This is a genomic window from Yoonia sp. R2-816 (genome assembly GCF_046762905.1).
Taxonomy (GTDB): Bacteria; Pseudomonadota; Alphaproteobacteria; order Rhodobacterales; family Rhodobacteraceae; genus Yoonia.
Genome location: NZ_JBKQXN010000311.1, coordinates 231,589 through 250,694 on the forward strand (window position 1 = coordinate 231,589; position 19,106 = coordinate 250,694).

General features: G+C 58.8%; 18 protein-coding genes. 6 read left to right on the forward strand and 12 right to left on the reverse strand.

Annotated elements, in window-relative coordinates:
• Positions 1-133: 133 nt before the first annotated feature.
• The 4 genes from ACFWW2_RS18960 to ACFWW2_RS18975 all read right to left on the reverse strand — a co-directional run bounded on the left by ACFWW2_RS18960 (position 134) and on the right by ACFWW2_RS18975 (position 3,787).
• Complete coding sequence (locus ACFWW2_RS18960; RefSeq protein ID WP_393930663.1) at positions 134-913, reverse strand: anti-sigma factor family protein; 780 nt, start codon at positions 911-913, stop codon at positions 134-136.
• Positions 910-1,467: an RNA polymerase sigma factor gene (locus ACFWW2_RS18965; protein WP_393930665.1), complete on the reverse strand. Its 558-nt coding sequence runs from the start codon at positions 1,465-1,467 to the stop codon at positions 910-912. The genes ACFWW2_RS18960 and ACFWW2_RS18965 overlap by 4 nt, the downstream gene beginning before the upstream one ends.
• Before the next feature lie 112 nt (positions 1,468-1,579).
• Entirely contained in the window at positions 1,580-1,969 is a 390-nt protein-coding gene (locus ACFWW2_RS18970; RefSeq protein ID WP_393930667.1) for a hypothetical protein, read from the reverse strand.
• Positions 1,970-2,098: 129 nt separating this feature from the next.
• Positions 2,099-3,787, reverse strand: a complete 1,689-nt coding sequence (locus tag ACFWW2_RS18975; protein ID WP_393930669.1) for an alpha/beta fold hydrolase — start codon at positions 3,785-3,787, stop codon at positions 2,099-2,101.
• Positions 3,788-4,256: 469 nt separating this feature from the next.
• Here ACFWW2_RS18975 and ACFWW2_RS18980 point away from each other — a divergent pair, with 469 nt between their 5' ends.
• Positions 4,257-4,469 carry a hypothetical protein gene (locus ACFWW2_RS18980; protein ID WP_393930671.1) on the forward strand — a complete coding sequence of 71 codons (213 nt, stop codon included), beginning with the start codon at positions 4,257-4,259 and terminating at the stop codon, positions 4,467-4,469.
• Between the two features lie 344 nt (positions 4,470-4,813).
• Positions 4,814-6,487 carry a 30S ribosomal protein S1 gene (gene rpsA / locus ACFWW2_RS18985; RefSeq protein ID WP_393930673.1) on the forward strand — a complete coding sequence of 558 codons (1,674 nt, stop codon included), beginning with the start codon at positions 4,814-4,816 and terminating at the stop codon, positions 6,485-6,487.
• A 129-nt stretch (positions 6,488-6,616) separates the two neighbouring features.
• On the opposite strand, the gene ACFWW2_RS18990 is transcribed toward rpsA, so the two are convergent.
• The 3 genes from ACFWW2_RS18990 to ACFWW2_RS19000 all read right to left on the reverse strand — a co-directional run bounded on the left by ACFWW2_RS18990 (position 6,617) and on the right by ACFWW2_RS19000 (position 9,616).
• Positions 6,617-7,081 (reverse strand): hypothetical protein, encoded by a 465-nt coding sequence (locus ACFWW2_RS18990; RefSeq protein ID WP_393930675.1) that lies wholly within the window; start codon positions 7,079-7,081, stop codon positions 6,617-6,619.
• On the reverse strand, positions 7,078-8,142 hold the full coding sequence (locus tag ACFWW2_RS18995) for a hypothetical protein (protein ID WP_393930677.1): 1,065 nt from the start codon (positions 8,140-8,142) through the stop codon (positions 7,078-7,080). Before ACFWW2_RS18995 ends, ACFWW2_RS18990 begins: the two co-directional genes overlap by 4 nt.
• Positions 8,143-8,413: 271 nt before the next feature.
• A complete protein-coding gene (locus tag ACFWW2_RS19000; protein ID WP_393930679.1) occupies positions 8,414-9,616 on the reverse strand; it encodes a pyridoxal phosphate-dependent aminotransferase in 1,203 nt (400 codons plus the stop codon).
• Positions 9,617-9,686: 70 nt separating this feature from the next.
• On the opposite strand from ACFWW2_RS19000, the gene ACFWW2_RS19005 reads away from it, so the two are divergent.
• The 3 genes from ACFWW2_RS19005 (at position 9,687) to ACFWW2_RS19015 (ending at position 10,964) form a co-directional block, all read left to right on the forward strand.
• Positions 9,687-10,082 (forward strand): multiprotein-bridging factor 1 family protein, encoded by a 396-nt coding sequence (locus ACFWW2_RS19005; RefSeq protein WP_393930681.1) that lies wholly within the window; start codon positions 9,687-9,689, stop codon positions 10,080-10,082.
• Positions 10,079-10,351, forward strand: coding sequence for a succinate dehydrogenase assembly factor 2 (locus tag ACFWW2_RS19010; protein WP_393930683.1), 273 nt, complete (start codon positions 10,079-10,081; stop codon positions 10,349-10,351). The genes ACFWW2_RS19005 and ACFWW2_RS19010 overlap by 4 nt, the downstream gene beginning before the upstream one ends.
• A gap of 91 nt (positions 10,352-10,442) precedes the next feature.
• On the forward strand, positions 10,443-10,964 hold the full coding sequence (locus tag ACFWW2_RS19015; protein ID WP_393930685.1) for a MarR family winged helix-turn-helix transcriptional regulator: 522 nt from the start codon (positions 10,443-10,445) through the stop codon (positions 10,962-10,964).
• A 484-nt stretch (positions 10,965-11,448) separates the two neighbouring features.
• Here the strand turns inward: ACFWW2_RS19015 and ACFWW2_RS19020 are convergent, their stop codons facing one another.
• From ACFWW2_RS19020 to ACFWW2_RS19030, 3 genes are read right to left on the reverse strand one after another with little or no spacing between them, the layout of a single operon-like run.
• Positions 11,449-12,162 (reverse strand): DUF1194 domain-containing protein, encoded by a 714-nt coding sequence (locus ACFWW2_RS19020; RefSeq protein WP_393930687.1) that lies wholly within the window; start codon positions 12,160-12,162, stop codon positions 11,449-11,451.
• Positions 12,159-12,863, reverse strand: coding sequence for a DUF1194 domain-containing protein (locus ACFWW2_RS19025; protein ID WP_393930689.1), 705 nt, complete (start codon positions 12,861-12,863; stop codon positions 12,159-12,161). Before ACFWW2_RS19025 ends, ACFWW2_RS19020 begins: the two co-directional genes overlap by 4 nt.
• Positions 12,857-13,285, reverse strand: a complete 429-nt coding sequence (locus ACFWW2_RS19030) for a VOC family protein (RefSeq protein ID WP_393930692.1) — start codon at positions 13,283-13,285, stop codon at positions 12,857-12,859. Before ACFWW2_RS19030 ends, ACFWW2_RS19025 begins: the two co-directional genes overlap by 7 nt.
• Positions 13,286-13,502: 217 nt before the next feature.
• On the opposite strand from ACFWW2_RS19030, the gene ACFWW2_RS19035 reads away from it, so the two are divergent.
• Positions 13,503-14,396 (forward strand): sugar kinase, encoded by an 894-nt coding sequence (locus tag ACFWW2_RS19035; RefSeq protein WP_393930694.1) that lies wholly within the window; start codon positions 13,503-13,505, stop codon positions 14,394-14,396.
• Between the two features lie 298 nt (positions 14,397-14,694).
• On the opposite strand, the gene ACFWW2_RS19040 is transcribed toward ACFWW2_RS19035, so the two are convergent.
• On the reverse strand, positions 14,695-17,853 hold the full coding sequence (locus ACFWW2_RS19040) for an efflux RND transporter permease subunit (protein WP_393930696.1): 3,159 nt from the start codon (positions 17,851-17,853) through the stop codon (positions 14,695-14,697).
• Between the two features lie 13 nt (positions 17,854-17,866).
• The gene (locus ACFWW2_RS19045) at positions 17,867-19,012 is read right to left on the reverse strand and encodes an efflux RND transporter periplasmic adaptor subunit (protein WP_393930698.1); all 1,146 of its coding nucleotides are present in this window, start codon (positions 19,010-19,012) and stop codon (positions 17,867-17,869) included.
• Positions 19,013-19,106 lie beyond the last annotated feature (94 nt).

Below are 19,106 nucleotides of genomic sequence, written 5' to 3' on the forward strand. Positions count from 1 at the left end.
GTGGTCTGTGGTTTGCTGGGTCATAGAGCGGCCCGGACTTTTGGGCCCTCAGCAAGTCAAGTTTCAGAAGGCTATTGTCGTCTCGCTGGATGCATTGGCAAGGCCACCGCGCCCCATCAATGCGTTAGGTTGGTCAGATTTCCAGGGCAGCGGACGCCGCGATGGCGTCCAGTTCGGGCTCACCCATCGGGCCGATCACGACATAGTCTGCGCCATCCGCGCTCCACGACACGAAATCAAAGCCATTGATCGTCTGTTCGCGGAACTCTACCGGCGCATTGGGATCCTTGTTGCTGCGCTGCAGGCACAAGGCGATGACCGTGCCATCCGGCTGCCGGTACATCAGTTGCGCGACCGGTTTGCCATTGGCGACCAGCAGGCGACCGCCTTCGAAGGTCAGACCGAATTCGGTCAGATCAGGAATGGTAAAGCTGGCCCCGACCGTGTTGCCGAGCCAGGTTTCGATATGCTCAGCCTCGTCCGCGCCAACTTCGACCAGATGACGGCCCTGGCTGGCATAGACGCCGTGGTAATCCGCGACAGCGGCGAGCCAACCGGCGGTCTGCGTCGGCGGGGTGGTTTGCCCTTTGACAACGTAACCCCCAACGCCGCCCAGCGCGAAAACCACAAGGCTCGCCGCCAGGGTGCCCCAGATCGGGCGGCTGGGCGTATTGGCCGCAACGGGTCGTTCGGGGATCGGGGTGGCCTTGATTTGCTGGGCCAGATTAAAGGGTACCGGATCGTCCAGCATGGCCGCGAACTGTTCCTGCGCCAGTGCATCGGCTTCCATCAGCGCATCAAGTTCGGCCTGCACATCAGGATCGCTGGCAATGCGTGCCTCGATTGCTTCGGCCTCGGTCGGGTCTAGCTCGCCGTCCAGATAGGCGCTGAGTTTTTGCGACAGGTCTGTCATTGCGCCACACGCTCCCCCTCGGCCAAACTTGATACCAGCAACTTGCGTGCGCGGTGAATGCGACTCATCACCGTACCGATCGGAACGCCGAGCAAATCAGACGTTTCGCGATAGCTGTACCCTTCGGCACAGACCAGCATCAGCGGTTGGGCGAGGTCAGGATGCAGATCATTGACCTTGCCGCGTACCGTTTGTGCTGTGAGTACATCGTCCATGTTACTTTCAACCTGCAGCTCTGCTGCATCTTCGGCGGGGACCTGTCCTTCACCCTGCCTTACCTTGCGTTTACGTATCTCGGTGATCCATAGATTGCGCAAAACGCGAAACATCCATCGGTCCAGTGGCTGCGATGGGTCGTATTGATGCCATTTCTGCAGGGCCGTGGTACAGGCGTCCTGCAACAGATCATCCGCATCGGGCTTGGATCGGGTCAGACTCAGCGCGAAACGGCGCAATCGCGGTAGCAGGCTGATCATGTCAGTCTTGAACTGGTCTGAGGTCATCGCCACCGCGCGCGCTGGTTTCGAAAGGACGTGTGAAATCAGTCCCATCATCAGCGATTTCGGCAAAAGTTTCAATGTATTACTTTCACCTGTTCGGCAATGGATTGCCGGTGCGATTGGCAGCGATGGGGCCGGCGTGATGCCGGCCATCCGACCCGTCACCCTAATGTGCGATATGCCAGACACCACCGACACCGTCGCCATTTGTGTCACCCGGTGCTGTGTCGCCAACCCAGAAGTAAAGGGGGGCGCCATCCTTGGCCCATTGCTGTGTTCCATCGGCCCGTGTGATCACGGTCAGCCCATCTTCGGATGCGGGCTCACCTGCAGTCGGCAGATAGGGTGGCCAGTTCACGGCACAATTGTCATCGCAGTTCGAAACGCCCGTTGTATCCTTGTCGAAAGTGTAGAGGGTCATGCCGTTTGCAGCCGTCAACGGGGCATCTGCACTGACGGGTGTGGCTGTGTCGTTGTACCCGTAATAGGATTGTGCATAGGCTTCGCCACAACCTACGGCAAGGAATCCAAGGGCAATCGCGGCAGTCAGTCTCATGTCTAAGCTCCTGTTTTCATTGAACAGAGCAGCTATTCATGCCGCTCTTGTAATGTTTACGCCTCAGAGCTTGGATTTATTCTGACCCGTCGCGATTTTTTTGGTGTGCCCTTCGATTTCCTGCACGTTTCAGCTGTGTTCGCGCAAAAACTGCCTGATCTCGCTCATGCAGGTTTGCCAGGCGGGATCAGTGCCAAGAATGATGTGGCTGTTGCTTTCCAGGGTCACAAGGCGGGCATTGGGAATGCTTGCGGCCAGCTCCCGACCATGATCGAGCGGAATGCGCTGGTCGCCCCGGGCATGCAGGACAAGCGTTGGCGCTTTGACATGGGGCAGCAGGTGCCTGACATCGATTGAACCGAACGCCTCTTGAAAACGCACCGCGTTTTCAGGCGATGTCGTCTGGCGCTGGAAATCGTCGAACCACGCCAGGCTGTCGGCATCTGCATCGGGCATGAAGGTTTGGGAAAAGATATGCCGATACGCGGGGTTGGCGGTTCCCCAGCCATGCCGGGTCAGGGTCAGGACCGCCTCGCGCTGTTCACGTTCTTCGGCAGACATGGCGATCCGCCAACCACTGGCATAGCCGCCGATCAGGATCAGCGCTGAGACCCGTTCAGGATGCCGGACCGCATATTCGATGGACACCGCGCAGCCCTGCGACATCCCCAGCAGCGGAAACCGCCCCAGCGACTGGCTGTCCACCACCGTTTCAAGATCATGCAGGAAGGCATCAAAGCTGATGTCAGGCACATCCCAGTCCGACAGCCCGTTGCCCCGTTCATCGTACCGGATAAAGGTGTGGTCGGTCGCCAGCGCTCGGAACGTATCCCCCCAGATCGGGCTTTGCCAATCCAGTTCCAGATGGTTCAGCCAATTGGCTGTCTTGACCAGGGGTGGCCCCGATCCGACCTTGGCATAGGCAATCCTGACCCCGTCTTCGGCCTTGCAAAAACCGATGGTCTGGCGGTGCCGGCAGGATGTGTCGGCAGGCTGGATCGGGTCATTGACGGGCCGCCAGTCACGGGCATCCGGGCCCATCAGGGCCATATAGCGGACGCGCACCGCCGACGCCTCATCCTTGCGGCCAAGCGTGGACAGTTTTTGCCAAAGTGCGTGCGGACCGTCATGAGAGAAGGGCTCAAGACCGCACCAGAGCCGCAACCATTTGATCGCCTCTGCATCTGCAACGTCCGTGGTGGAGGCGAGCCTGTTGATGATGCTGCCACGGATACTTTGCAGTTCTTCGCGTTCGCCGAAAAGCCAGGCCTGGAAATCTTCCGACCGCGGCAAATCGAGGCTGGCGAGCGGTCTTTGCGACAGCAGATTGGCGGCCCGACGCAGGTCGTCCGTGGACGGATCGGGGCGGTGATGGGTGGCGCGGACGAAATTCACATCCAGCGCGACACCGGTCATGTCCAGTTCAACACTGTCGCGGTTCGCCATCAGCGGCGATGAACCGTTATGCCGCAGCAGAGCACGCAATTTGCTCAGCGACCAGCGCAGGGCGCCGCGCGGATCATTGGTGGTGTCAAAAAACAGCTCGCACAGGTGCTCACGGCGATGCGCCCGCCCTGTCATCGCCAGATAGGCCAGAAGGGCGCGGGTTTTGCGTGATGATGTGGGGGGAATGTCGACGCCTCCGCGGCGAAGCTTCACCTCCCCAAGGACACTGATCTCAACTGGGTATTGGTAATGCATTGACACATCCTTGCGGCAGGTCTGCGCCGCCGGCGGCGTCGCATGGTCTGGAGTAAGGTCCCAAAGCTGGCGTGGCCCGTCATAATGGCGCGGCGTGTGTGGAAAAGCGTAGGTCATGATCGCGCCCCGACGGTTGTGAAAGTCCTGACTTGTATTGGCCGGTTGGTGTCGGGTGACGTGATCTGCAATCTGAGTTTCATTAAAAATTTCCCTTTGTCATATGGCTTTCACAAAGGGTTACGTATGGGCAGTCTAACTTATTCCCGCTTTGAGCAAAAAAACCTGTGGCGCAACCCCTCGGCCGGGCTGGCCTGCCCATTCCGCGCAATTCCAACGGCGTTTCACCGCAATTACCACGATGCTTCACACGTTGGCTGCAACGCTGCTCGGCTAGGTCAGAGTTTATGCGGCAGTTGCGGTTTTGCGCGGCGCTGCCGCTGTGAAATGACCTGAATGAAACGATTTTGGCTTCCCCTATTTTGCTGAGCCGCCGCACCAGCCTGAGCCGCCGGCACCGGGCTCAATCACCACTCACGGGACGAGGCGGCGGCTCCGCAAAGCAGGCGGATAAGGAAAGAGAGAACGGATGACAGAAGAGCAGCAATACAGCCTGATCGTTGGACAGGCCGCGCAGGATCAGGGGCGGATCTGGTCATCTGATGCGCAGCTCCTGCGTGAATTTGGCACGCAATATGCTGACAATGCTGACCATGCTGGCGATCTGGTGCTGCTGGCACCCTGCGGCCGGGCGATGGAACGTTTCGACATCTGGACAAGGCAATGGCGGGACGAGGGGTAAGCGGGTTTATCCGTGTGCGTCTGGTTGCGCTTTCGGATGCCATGTGACTGAACAGTTTTTGCGCGGCAATGACTTTGACCTCTGCGGCCTGACGGCAAAAACGATCCTGCAGGCCCTTTCGCAGACGCCGTAATCCCCCTTGCATTACAGGCGCAACCCCCCTATACGCCGCCCTGTCGAAGCGTCGAGACAGGCGCGGACTTGAGACTTGAGCGGGGTCGGTAGCATACCGGCCCTGTTGTTTTATGTTCCGCGAATGACGCCAGACCAAACTGCAATCTGAAAGACCGGCGGAGACAACCGCGCGGCCCGTATAAAACCAAACGTTAGGAAATCGACGCCACATGGCAAACACAATGGAAGAGTTTGAAGCACTCTTGAACGAAAGCTTCGAAATGGACACGCCCGCTGAAGGGTCTGTTGTCAAAGGCAAGGTGATCGCAATCGAAGCGGGCCAGGCCATCATCGATGTCGGCTACAAGATGGAAGGCCGCGTTGATATCAAAGAATTCGCAAATCCCGGGGAAGAGGCTGAAATCGCCGTTGGTGACACTGTCGAAGTGTTCCTGCGTCAGGTTGAAAATGCCCGTGGCGAAGCCGTTATCAGCCGTGAAATGGCCCGCCGCGAAGAAGCCTGGGATCGTCTGGAAAAAGCCTATGCTGACGAAGAGCGTGTCGATGGCGCGATCTTTGGCCGCGTAAAGGGTGGTTTCACTGTGGACCTTGGCGGCGCTGTTGCGTTCCTGCCAGGCAGCCAAGTGGACGTGCGCCCTGTGCGTGACGCAGGCCCGCTGATGGGTCTGAAGCAGCCGTTCCAGATCCTGAAAATGGACCGTCGCCGTGGCAACATCGTTGTGTCCCGCCGTGCGATCCTTGAAGAATCCCGTGCCGAACAGCGTGCCGAAGTCATCGGCAACCTGACCGAAGGCCAGGAAGTTGACGGTGTCGTCAAGAACATCACCGAATATGGTGCGTTTGTTGATCTGGGCGGTGTTGACGGCCTGTTGCACGTCACCGACATGGCATGGCGCCGGGTCAACCACCCGTCCGAGATCCTGTCGATTGGCGAGACGATCAAGGTGCAGGTCATCAAGATCAACAAGGAAACCCACCGCATCAGCCTCGGCATGAAGCAGCTGCAGGACGATCCATGGGATGCGGTCGAGCAGAAATTCGGCCTTGGTTCGGTGCATCAGGGTCGTGTCACCAACATCACCGATTACGGTGCATTTGTTGAGCTGGAAGCCGGTGTTGAAGGTCTGGTTCACGTGTCCGAGATGTCCTGGACCAAGAAGAACGTGCACCCCGGCAAGATCGTGTCGACCTCTCAGGAAGTCGAAGTCATGGTGCTGGAAATCGACTCAGCCAAGCGCCGCGTTTCCCTTGGTCTGAAGCAGACACAGCGCAACCCATGGGAAGTCTTTGCCGAGACCCATCCTGAGGGCACCGAGGTTGAAGGCGAGGTCAAGAACATCACCGAATTCGGTCTGTTCATCGGCCTTGAAGGCGACATTGATGGCATGGTTCACCTGTCCGACCTGACATGGGAAGGCCGCGGCGAAGATGTGATCGGTGACTTCCGCAAGGGTGACGTGGTCAAGGCCAAGGTTGCCGAAGTGGATGTTGAGAAGGAGCGTATCTCGCTGTCCATCAAGGCGCTTGACGGCGATCCGTTCGCTGAAGCCGTTGGCGGCGTGAAGCGCGGTTCGATCATCACGGTTGAAGTGACCAAGATCGAGGATGGCGGCATCGAAGTGGATTACGAAGGTGCCAAATCCTTCATCCGTCGTTCCGATCTGTCCCGCGACCGTGCCGAACAGCGCCCAGAGCGTTTCGGCGTTGGCGACAAGGTCGACGTGCGCGTGACCAATATCGACAGCAAGACCCGCAAGCTGGGTCTGTCGATCAAAGCCCGCGAGATCGCCGAAGAGAAGGAAGCGGTTGAGCAGTATGGTTCATCCGATTCCGGTGCGTCACTGGGTGATATCCTCGGTGCGGCGCTGAAGGGCGACGAATAAGTCCAGACCTTTTGGTCGCAAAATTTGCCCCGTCGCAGGATAATGCGGCGGGGTTTTTTCTTGCAAAAATCTTCGAAGATTTTTGCCAAGACTATTCAAATAGTCTTGGTTGCGCCTTTGCCGGCGGCCTTAGATCTGGTTCCCAAGCCTTGGCACATCGATCACGATTTCGGTGCTGATCAACCCATCCGCCCCCAGAAGCGCCCGGTGATCCTGACCGCGCAGGATGGCAGTGATCCGGTGCTGTCCGGGTGGCAGTCTGCCGATATCAATGACAGGCTGGTAGGCGGCGGCGATCTTGACACCGTCCCGGATAATATGGGCGTGACCAATGGGCAGCGCGTCGGCGTCAGGGACGCAGAGTTCGACGAACTGGAACGCTCGTGTGTCAAGTTGCAGAACCCAGTTACCGGATGGATCTTGCCGCGCTGTCATGCCGACCTGCGGGGTGGGCAGGTCAGTGGGCAGCGACAGAAAGACCGCGCGCGGGGCCGTGTGGCTGGTATTGTAGGAGGGCGCCCCTACCGCGAGGCTGGCCAGAAGGCCTGCGACGATGGCGATGGGGGTGATCCGTGATAATGTGCTGCGTTTCATGCTGCAACCCTCCGTAATTCTGTGGGGCCGCTGATGCTGGCTGGCAGGGTCCGCCCCGCCAGCGCAAAGATCAGCATGGTGCCGTAGAGATTGGCGTGGAACAGCGGCGTTTCGCCCAAAACTACAGCCAGAAACGTGATGGCCCCGATGATGACCAGTGACACGGGCCGGATCAGTCGCCCCGCGATCAAGAGCGCGCCGCAGATGATCTCGACCCCCGTCATGATCAGGGCGATGACCGGATAGGACAGGCCGAATGTGGGCATCTCACCATGTTGCAGGATCGCGATCAGCAGGGTGGGCTGGGTCAGTTTGTAGACCACCGCCAGGTAGACGAAACCGCCGCCAACCAATATCTGGGCCAGCCGCCAGATCGCCTGCCTGATGGCGGGCCGGGGTGTCAGGCGGGTAGACAGACCTGTGATCTGATCCAGCGCCCATGGTCCGCCACCCACAAGGATCAGCACCAGTGCAGGGGCTGCGAAATGCGGGGCGTAGGCCATGAATTTGGACCCGAAGACCGCCAGACCGATGCCGACCACCCCGATCAGGACAGCGCCGATGACGCGTGTGAACAACCCGGCGACCAGCAGGATGGCGATGCCGATTTGCAGAGGCACCAGCAAGTCCCAGCCCGGTACCAGCGACAATTGCATGTCGGGCACCAGAAGCGTGGGCTGCGTCCACATGGCCGTGCCATGCCGGGGCAGTCCGCCTGTGGCTGCCAGTGCCAGCATATTGGCCAGCCCCAGCCGCAGCACGAGGGGGCCGACGGTGAAGGCAGCGGTTTGCAGGGCCGGTTCCAGCCGTGCCTCAATCGGTTGGACTTGTTCTTCGACAAAAAGTGCAGCCATGGTGGCGATGCAGCCAATGACGGCTGCCAGACCCAGCACGAGATAACTGGTGAAGATGGCAGGGATCGGTTCCATCGCCAGCGCTACAATTTCGTCTGGGGTCAGAAGCCAGGCCTCGTGCGCATGGGCGGATGTGGCAATTGTAATGGCGCCGAAAGATATGGATGCCGTGCGTATGGCCGCACGGGGCGTACGTATGGACAACATGATTTTTTCTCCAGAATCTGGAAAGTGAATTGAAACTAGAATATATTTTCTTAAACGAATGCGGGTACTTAGACCCGCGTCTTGTGATCGTATGGTTGTGCCGCCGCGCCAGATATAAGTTCAATAATGTGTCTGTGCAGAGGTCGGGTCGTCATAAAATAGTCGTTCTGAATGCACCCAACATACACATGCTGCAGGGCAGCATGTAGTCAGGAAGTCCTTACTTTAAAGAAGATGAGGCCGGATGGCTTTGACCGATGGCAGGTGCCGCCTAAGAAAGACCTTCGCAGAAGGTGATAATCCGTGTGCAGGCCTCTCTCAGCGCGTCGTCTGAGGTTGCGTAGCTGACCCGGAAGTTTGGCGAGAGGCCGAAGGCAGCCCCAAAGACGACGGCCACGCCGGTTTCTTCCAGAAGTGCCGTGGCGAAGACCTCATCATTGTCGATCAACGTGCCTGCCGCAGAGGTTTTGCCGATACAGCCCGCAATGGACGGGTAGACATAGAATGCGCCTTCCGGTTTGGGGCAGATGATACCCGGGGCCTGATTGAGCATGTCGACGACCAGATCCCGGCGTCTTTCGAACACTATATTGTTGGGTTTGAGGAAGTCTTGCGTGCCGTTCAAGGCCTCGACGGCCGCGTATTGACTGACCGAGCAGGGGTTGGAGGTGGATTGCGACTGCACCTTGCGCATCGCCTTGATCAGGTGTTCGGGTCCACCCGCATAGCCGATCCGCCAGCCGGTCATGGCATAGGCCTTGGAAACTCCATTGACTGTCAAGGTCCGGTCATAGAGGCCCGGTTCGACCTGTGCAGGTGTGCAGAATTTGAAATTGCCGTAAGCCAGATGTTCGTACATATCGTCCGTCATCACCCAGACATGCGGGTGACGCATCAGGACGTCGGTCAGTTCCTTGAGTTCCGACCAAGAATAGCCAGCCCCGGTCGGGTTTGAAGGTGAGTTGAACAGGAACCATTTTGTTTTGGGGGTGATGGCGGCCTCAAGCTGGGCCGCGGTGATCTTGAAATTCGCTTCCAGCGTCGCCTCGACTGGCACCGGCGTACCGCCTGCCAGCAGAACCATATCGGGGTAGCTTACCCAATAGGGGGCGGGGATGATGACCTCGTCACTGGGGTTGAGGGTGGCCATGAAGGCGTTGTACAGGACCTGTTTGCCACCAGTGCCAACCGTGATCTGAGTTGGGGCATATTCGAGCGCGTTGTCGCGTTTGAACTTGGCGCAGATCGCTTCTCTCAACTCCGGTATGCCGTCGACGGCGGTGTATTTCGTCTTGCCCTCTGCGATGGCGCGAACGGCGGCGTCTTTGATATTCTGGGGCGTGTCGAAATCTGGCTCACCCGCGCCCAGGCCGATCACATCGCGCCCGGCGGCTTTCAGTTCGGCGGCCTTGGTGGTCACGGCAATCGTTGGGGACGGTTTGACGCGGTCGAGTGTCGCAGAAAGAAAGGTCATCGGGGCATCCGGTGGTAAGTTTGTGCTGCATGTGACATAGGACGCGCGAGCAATTAAACGCAAGGGTGGCATGATGACAGACGATACTGGCTGGTTCAGCGAAGAGGCCGCAACATTCGGGGATCGGCTGGCCGGTGCCCGCGAGGCGGCGGGCCTGAACCAAGAGACGCTGGCGGCCAAGATCGGCGTGAAACCGTCGGTGATCGTCGGCTGGGAGAATGACCTGAAAGAGCCGCGGGCGAACCGGTTGCAGATGTTGTCGGGCATCCTGGGCGTGTCGCTGAGCTGGCTTTTGACCGGGCAGGGCGAGGGCCCCGACGCCCCTGACGATGCCGCCCCGGTGTCAACTGATCTGCTGGACCTGCTGGCCGAAATGCGCCTGTTACGCGCGCAGATGGTCGGGTCGGGCGAAAAGCTTGGCCAGTTGGAAAAGCGCTTGCGTGCGGCGTTGAAAGAACAGGCATGACAGAAACCCGCGAGGCGATGATCAAACGGTTGCGAATGCGGTCGATGCGGCGGGGGATCAAGGAAATGGATTTGATCCTGTCTGCCTTTGCTGACGCGCATCTGGCATCAATGTCTGAGGTCGAGCTGGCACAGTATGATCAGCTATTGGCTGAAAATGACCATGATATCTATGGCTGGATCGGTGGCCAGTTTGCTGTGCCTGACACCTACACCGATCTGATTGGGCGCATTGCCCACGGTGCCCATGGGGTGACCAGACCTGCATGATTTTCAGGTAAGTAATTTCAATTTTATCGTTTAACTGAATTTTCTTTGTTTCGTCTTATGCAGATTTCCGAGCAGAAGACGGAGTGATGAAATGAGTATTCATACGGACCTTGACGGCCCTGAACAGGATGGCATGGCCCAGGCGCGCAGCGCGACCTTTATGGCGTCCTATCTAGAGTCCCTGACATTGGTGGAACGGCTGCATCGCCTGTTGCTGGATGTGATCAAGGATGAATTTGAGCGTGTCGGCGTGCTGGAAATCAACGCGGTGCAGGCCCTGTTGCTGTTCAATGTTGGCGACAATGAGGTGACTGCCGGTGAATTGAAGACCCGCGGTTATTATCAGGGGTCCAATGTGTCCTATAACCTCAAGAAACTGGTTGAAATGGGCTATATGCACCATGAACGCAGCGAGATTGACCGCAGGTCTGTCCGGGTGCGCCTGACTGAAAAGGGGCGCGGTGTGCGGCAGGTGGTGGGCAAGCTGTTTGCCACCCATGCCAATGGGTTGGTCGATCGTGGTGTGCTGGACCAGGAAGGTATCGATAGCATCACCGCGTCATTGCGCCGGGTGGAACGGTACTGGACCGAACAGATCCGCTATATCTACTGATGGTGGTTCTGGCCGGATGGTTGCGGCGGGCGTGGTGCGCCCACGACCGAGCAAAACCCATCAGGGTGCTTTCTGACATCTAGGAATGTGACTGCGGTCCCACCGCATCTGAGTGATGGGGTTGGTAATGAGGGCTGGGTTATTTACGGGTCAATGCCGGGTTGCATTGGCCCGTAACAGCATTTGTCAGGCACTGGTTAATGCGTTTCGTCTTTGTCCAGATGCCACCGATTGCGGAAATTCTTCGGTGGTTTGAACGGGAGGGTGTCGCCCGACAATCGGTGTTTCAGATTCCCGTAAAACGCTGAGGCGTCTATATTCCTTGGATAGTCTGAAGAGTTCAAATTGCTGGTCGCTTGCCCAGTGGTGCGCCGGTCAATTCGTGGCACCGCGTATCCTTGGCTTATGATCGCGATTGCATTTGTCGAGGGTTCAGCGGGTCGGTTTTGCAAAGGCGGGCTGCGCTCGGGATTTCGTGCCAAGATCAGCGTGTGATATCAGCTTGCCCGAGGGCGAGGCTTTGCAGTTCTTTTAACAATTTGCGCTCCATCGCTGCGGCGTAGTCTTCGAACCCGAGGGCACTTTCGACGAAGGCATCAGCCCCCCGGATCACGTAGCTGCGGTAATAGGCCGACAATTCCTTGATATCCGCGATCCGCTGGTCATCGCCGGATTGGTTGCCCGAACCGATCACCAGTCCGTTGACGATGACGCCCGGCGGTTGCTGCGCAGGTCCAATATCTTGCGGTCGCGGACCGGTGTTGGCGGGGCCATCGCCAGACAGATCAAGGGTGCGTTTCCAGCAATCTGTCTGGTCCCGTAGCAATGCGAAACCGGCCAGCATCGCAGATCCGATGGCCGTGGTCGGTGCGGCGGTGCCGCGTTGGTGGGCCAGCAACGTATCTGTTGCGCGGTCCAGATCATCGGTGGTCACAATTGTGGTCCAGGGCAGGATAATTGTCTGGTTCTCCGGCCCGCTCCATTCATAGACGCTGATGCGGATCGGGGCGTCGGGTTGCGCGAAGAGCACCTGTTGTACCCTGTCGCTGTTGAGTGCTGTGGCCAGACCTTCCAGTTGCAGACGGTACTCGGCAGCATCGACTGAGCCTGACACATCAAGACCAAGGGCCAGCGCCTGTCGGCAGGCTGCATCGGCCGTGACTGGCAGAAGCATCAGGAAACATGCGGCCCGTATCATCCGCGGGGCTCCGGCAACAACGGCGACTGTCCCATGATCTGTGCGGACAATTCGCGCACTAGTTTGCGCTGCATGGCGCGTTCGTAGTCGGCAAAACCATTGGCGATTTCGATGAACGATCCCGGCCCGCGAATGACCTGATCGCGGTAGAACGGGATCAACTCGGTCTCGGCCTCAAACTCGGCTGCGTTGATCACAAGCCCGTTTACGGTGACATTGTCGAACGGATGATTGGCATAGGCCTCTGCCGGGCCGAAACCATCGTTGTTTTCACCATCACCTGCGACATCGACGGTCTGAAACAGGCAATCAGGCGCGTCAGCCAGCCGGGTGGCGGCGTGGGCCAGCGCGTGACCCATGGCGGTCGGGAAATCATTATGGCTGCGTTTGCTGAAGGCGATGGTTTCGGAAACACCCAGCAGGTCTGCGGGACTTTCGATCAATACCCAGTCGGTCAGATCTTCCTGATTGTATCGCCCGCTCCACTCGAAAACCAACAGCGCGACAGGATCGGGGCTGGCGAAAAACGCCTCTTGCACGTCAGGTGCTATCAGTGCTGCGGCCAAACCGCCCCGCTGCAACCTGTCTTCATCGGCATCGACCGATGATGACACATCCATGGCGAGAACAAGCGCCAACCGGCAGGCCGCCGCCGGGGTTGCGGTGAGGCAGACCCCGGCAAACAGAAGCGCCTTTACCAATGGCCGGTGTTTTCCATGCTGGCCCAAGGCTCTGCCGGGGGTAGATTGTCGCCGGCCTGCAGCAGTTCGATCGAGATGTTGTCGGGGGACCGGACAAACGCCATATGCCCATCGCGCGGCGGGCGGTTGATGGTTATCCCATTGTCCATCAGGTGCTGACAGGTGTCGTAGATATTATCGACCCGGTAGGCCAGATGGCCGAAATGGCGGCTGTCCGATGGCAAGCCATCATCCCCGTCCCAGTTGTAGGTTAGTTCGACGGGGCAGTCCTCTTGCCCCGGAGGTGCTATGAAAACAAGGGTAAAGCGCCCGCCTTCGTTTTCAAAACGCCGGGTTTCCTTGAGGCCCAGCAGGGCGTAGAAGGCCATCGATTTATCGAGATCTTTGACGCGGACCATCGTGTGGAGATATTTCAGCGACATTGGGAATCCTTTCCGGCTTTGCTGGCTCAAAACCTAGCGGCTGTGGTCAGCTTGGCCAATGTCAAATGCCGACAAAGGCCGCGGCGCATGCAAGTCCGATGGTCACGCCTCTGGGAAAATCTTTTTTGCCGCAATGCAGCATGAATGCGGCGAGATGAATTGAGACTTGTGTGCAGGCTGTGCTAAGTCATGAGAATATTTGTAAAAAGGGCATCGAATGACACGATTCATTTCCATCGGTGAAGCTATGGTTGAAATGGCTCCACTGGCGGTGCCCGGCCAGTTTCAGATGTCATTTGCAGGCGATACGCTGAACACCGCGTGGTATGCCCGCGCGCTGAAACCGCGGTGGGATGTCGATTATGTCACCGCCGTCGGGACGGATCGCATTTCTGACCAGATGCTGCAGTTTCTGGATGACGCCCGGATCGGGCGCGCGCATGTGCAGCGCCTGGATGACCGGGCGATGGGTCTCTATCTGATTTCGCTTGTCGACGGCGAGCGGCAGTTTTCATATTGGCGCGGTCAGTCAGCAGCGCGGATGTTGGCGGCGGATGTGGATGTACTGGCTGCCGCATTGGCGGAGGGTGATATCATCTATTTTTCGGGTATCACACTCGCCATTCAAGAGGGGCGGGGCCGAGCTAAGCTGCTTGATGCGGTGCAGCGCGCGCAATCCGCAAAGGGCCTTGTGGTGTTTGACAGCAATCTACGCCCGTCCCTTTGGGAAAGCGACGATCACATGCGGGCATGGGTGACAAAGGCCGCGTCGCTGGCCGATATCATGCTGCCTTCGCATGATGATGAGGCCGTGCATTTCGGCGATAAAAGCCCCGAGGCGACGCGCGATCGCTATGCCGCCTTGGGCGCCGGGATCGTGGTCGTCAAAAACGGTCCGGGCGCGATCCATTACCAAAGCGGCGATGATAAAGGCATCGTGCAGCCCGCCATCGTGTCCGATGTGGTGGATACAACCGCAGCCGGCGACAGTTTTAACGCTGGTTTTCTGACCGCTTTTGTTGAAGGCGCCCCGATCGAGGATGCGATCGTGCAGGCATCAAATGTCGCCCGGCATGTGATCAAGGGGCGTGGTGCTTTGGTGTCGCTCTAGCCGCATGCTGCGGCGATGGCCAAACGCACAGGCAGCTTGGCCATTGGCGTGATTTCGCAAATATGCAAACAGCTAGAGCTCCTTCTCATCACTGTCATTTCCGGCAATCCTCATTGTGAAGCGTCTGAAACGCTATTTTGCTTTTTGGCGATGATGAGTGGTCCGCATATTCCGCCGGTGCCATGTCAGAGAGGCTGGAGTGCGGGTATCGGCGATTAACGACGCCGGCCACGCCGAGCCTGATCTCTTCCAATTCGGTCTCAGCGCGGCCGTGTTCGCTGGTCCACGCACCAGTCCATTACTCGGCAGCGATCCTCAATGATGCGGCTGTGCCGAGTTCCCAATCGGTGCTTTGAACCTCTTCCTTTACCTTTTGCCGCCGGTGGATGAGGGCGAAAACCGGTGGTGTGAAGTAGAATGACACCACTGTCGACAACAGCACCCCACCTGCAATCGCCACTGCGAAGGGCGGCCAGAATGCACCGCCCCCGAGGATCAAGGGCAGGAACCCTCCAAACGTTGTGATCGTGGTCGAAACGATGTGCCGACTGGATCCCGTCACAACGCGGGCCATGGCGTCACGGTCGCCTGCGCTGGCGTCTTCATCCTGTTGCAATGCCGTCAGGATGATGATGGCTGCGTTGATTGATACGCCGATGGACCCGATCACCCCAATGATGGCCTGAATACCAAAAGGGTATTGCATGATGGCGAGTGACAGCATCGACAGACCCGCCGACAGAACGCAGACGATCAGCGCGACTACCGTCAGACGGAAGGAATTGAAGGTCAGCGCGATGGTCGCAATGGTCAGGGTCACGATCAGGCCCACCGAGGCTAGCAGATTGCCCACGGTATTGGATCGTGCATCGCTATCGCCGCCAAGTTCAAGCGTGTAGCCGGATGGCAGCGCGAACCCGCGCTCATCAAGGGCAGTGAGGACATCCTGCAGCGCCTCTTCGGGCAGCACACCCCGCACGATAAAGGCCTGTATCGTGTTTTCGCGAATGCCGTCGCTGCGGGTGATGACGCTTTCGGATGGCTCTACAATAGGCTTTGCCAGTTCGGAGAGGGGGACCGCCGGAAAAGCACCAGTTGCAGATACGGGCGCTGCATTTGGCAAGAGGATCGGCATGTCAGAGATCGCCTGCAGATCGCCCCGCAGCCCATCGCCCCGCAGCCCATCGCCCATGCGCACGCGGACCGGCAATTGTTCGGTCCCTTCGACAAGCGACCCGCCTGTTAGGCCGACCAGGGCGGTGTTCATCTGGCCTGCGATATCTACCACATCAAGGCCCAGCAGACGCGCCTTGACCTCATCAATCTGGAACCGCACCTGCGGTGCGCCGCCATTCACACCGGCGCGGGCCTGAGTCACAAGATCAAGGTCCGCCATGATCCCGCGAACCTCGTCACCAAGCCGCCGCAGGGTCGCAATATCCTGTCCTTTGATAGTGATTTCAACGGGGGCATCGACAGGCGGGCCTTGGACCAGACCGCGTACGATGACTTGTGCATCAGGGAATTGCGCGTCGAACTCGACTTGCAACTGACTGACCAGACGGGCCGCATCGGCATCAGTCTTTGTGGTCACCATTGCCTGACCAAAGCCGGGTTCCTGCGACCGGTTGCCCACGATGTTGTAGTAGAATGCAGGCCCGGATTGCCCGACGGTCCAGTAGATGCTTTCGACACCCTCATCGGCGCGGATCAGTGCATCCATCTGCTGTGCCGTCTCTTGCGTGTTTGCAATGGCAGAGCCGGAGGCCATGTCGATTTCGATGTAGAACTGGTTGCGCTCAACGCCCGGGAAGAATTGGGCGGTCAGTGTGGGGAAGGCTGCAAAGCCCATGACCGGCAGGATCAGCGAAACCGCGATGGCCCGCAGGGGGTTTTTGACTGCCAGCCGGATTGAACTTTCGAACAATCGGCCAAGCGCGGGAAATGAAATGCCACGGCTGAAGAAATTACCCTTTTCCGCAGTGGGCAGAATCCACCCAGCAAGGGCCGGGGTAACCGTCAGGGCGATGAGAAAGGACCAAACCAGCATCAGAACCACCGCAATGGCGATTGATCCGACAAAATCACCTGCAGGACCAGGCAGCAGGATCATCGGGGTGAAGGCGAGCGCGGTTGTCACGGTCGAGGCAAGCAATGGTGCGGACAGACGCCTGACCGCGTCACGCACGGCCTGCGCCCGTTCCATGCCAGCTTGCAGGCGGCGCCGGACTTCGTCAGTCATCACGATCGCTGCGTCGACAAGCAGGCCGAGGGCCACGATCAGGCCGGTGACCGACATCTGGTGGATTGGCAGCCCTATGAAATTCATGGTGGCCAGCGTGGCAAGGGACACGACGGGCAGAACCAGAGCAACGATCGCTGCCGCCCGAATGCCCAGCGTGATCAGTAGAACCATCACCACCAAACCGACGCCGATCGCCATGTTCGTCCCGACACTTGCGAGGCGGTCGAGCGTGTAGACGCTTTGATCAAAGAGAAGGGTTTCCTCGATCCCGAGTGGGATTTGATCCGCCCCGGCGGCGAGTTCGTCGCGCACGAAGGTCATCCAGCGGTCAATCTGTACGCCGTCCTGCGCAAGCACACCGACAAGAATGGCCGGTTTGCCGTTCGCAATGGCAATTTCGGACGCCGGGCTGCGCGGGCCGCGGTCAATCCGGGCGATATCGCCAAGTGTGACGGTGCTGCCGACGCTGTTTTCGCGCAGCACGACCTGGCGCAGCCTGTCGAGCGTTTCGATTTCGCCGGTGACGTTGATCGTCAGATCGACATTGCCTTGCAGGCGACCTGATTGGACCTTGCCGTCCGCTTCTGAAATGCGGCCCGAAATCTCGGCGGCCGTGAGGCCAAGGGCGGCCGCTTTGGTTGGATCAACACTGATCAGGACCTCTTCTTCCGGAACACCGAAGAAATCGACAGCGCGGGTTGAAGGGATGGACCGCAGCCTGTCCCCTAGCGCATCCGCGTGCCGCGACAATACCGTCAGGGGCATGTCGGGTTCTGACGCAGTGACAGAGATCACCGCAGAATAGGCCGAGATACCTTCCGCGTTGAAATCAGGCGCGAGGACACCGGCGGGGAAGTTGCGCCGCGCGTCTTCGACGGCATCGCGGGCTTCTGACCAGACCTGTTCAATTGTGGCTTCATCCAGTGTTTCCTGCAGCTCGACCGATACGACCGACACGCCCGAACGCGACACGGAAGACACGGTGTCGACCTCGGCAATCGTCCTCAACTCTTCTTCGATTTCGGCTGTGACCAGCGCCTCGACCCGCTCCGGGTCAGCGCCGGGGAACTGGGTGGTGACGGTAGCGAAAAGGTTGGTGATTGTGGGGTCCTCTTGCCGCCCAAGCGACAGAAGCGATGACATCCCCGCCGAGACCAGAACCAGAATGATCAGGGCAACAAGGCGTGGTTGGCGGAAGGTGAGCGTTTCCATGATCCCGGCCCCTTCAAAGCGTGTTTTTGGTGGTGACTTGCTGACCGACGGTGACCCGCTGCGGGCCTGCGTCGATGAGTTGTGTGCCGTCCGGGAATGCGCCCCGGACAAAGGCGCGGTCGCTTTCGGCGTGCAGGATCTCTACCGATGCGGCGCGAACGATATCATCAGGATCCACGGTCAGGATGGTCCATTGGCCGCGCACCCCTTCCTTCAGGCTGGTGGTTGGCAGCCACAAGCCCGGGATATCAATCGTTTCGGTTACGATCAGGCGGGCGGTCTGGCCGAACGCAAGTTGCGTGTCGGTGTCGATTTCAAAAACCGCTGTTCTAGTGCGCGTCACCGGATCGATATCCGGGCGGAGCGTGACAAGTGTGGCAGGGTGGGCGGTGCCATCAACCTCGATCGTGGCATAGCCAAGTCGGGCGTCGGTCAGATCAAGCGGAACACCGATCCGCACTTGTGGCTTGCGCAACGCAACAAGGCCAAAAACGCGCTGCCCGGCGCCGAGTGTCTCGCCGCCATCAACCAGACGCTCGGTCACGCGCCCATCAAACGGCGCGGTGATCTGCGACTTTGCGATGCGGATCGCGACGTTTTCAAGTGAGGCGTCAATTTCGGCGATCCGTGCGCGCAGTTCGTCCTGCCGCGACAGCGCCTCATCAAGACCGGCCTGGCTGGCAAAACCGCGCTGGTTCAATTCCGCGTTTCGCGCCACTGTCTGTTCGGCAAAGCGTAGCTGCGCCTCGGCGGCACTGCGCGACGCCGTCAGGCGTGTCCGCTCTGAGATCAGCAAGGACAAATCCTGGCTGGCGAGAATCTGACCCTTTTCGACCCAATCACCTTCGTCTGCGGTGATCTCGCTTAGCCGTCCTGGCAGTTCGAAAGAAAGTGAAACAGTTTTTTGCGGCTCGACCTGTCCGACAAAGGCGCGCGTCACATCGTAGCCGTTTTCCACGATCAAGGGCGAGGTTGAGACAGGGATCAGCGGTGCTGCATCCGGTGCAGGGGCGGCATCGGCGCGTTGCGCCAGTTCAGAGGAGCCGAATTGCACCGCAAACACTGCGCCTACGACAACGAGAAGGGTCAGTGCAACCCGGCCAATCAGGCGGACACCGCCCCAGATATTTCCTATGACGCTGCGTCTTTCATTCTGCATCTGATCATTTCCCATTGCTGAATCGCTGCAAAGTTAGTGTGACTAACATATGTTAGAAGTTCTTACTTTGACAAGTAGTACGTGATCTGAGAAA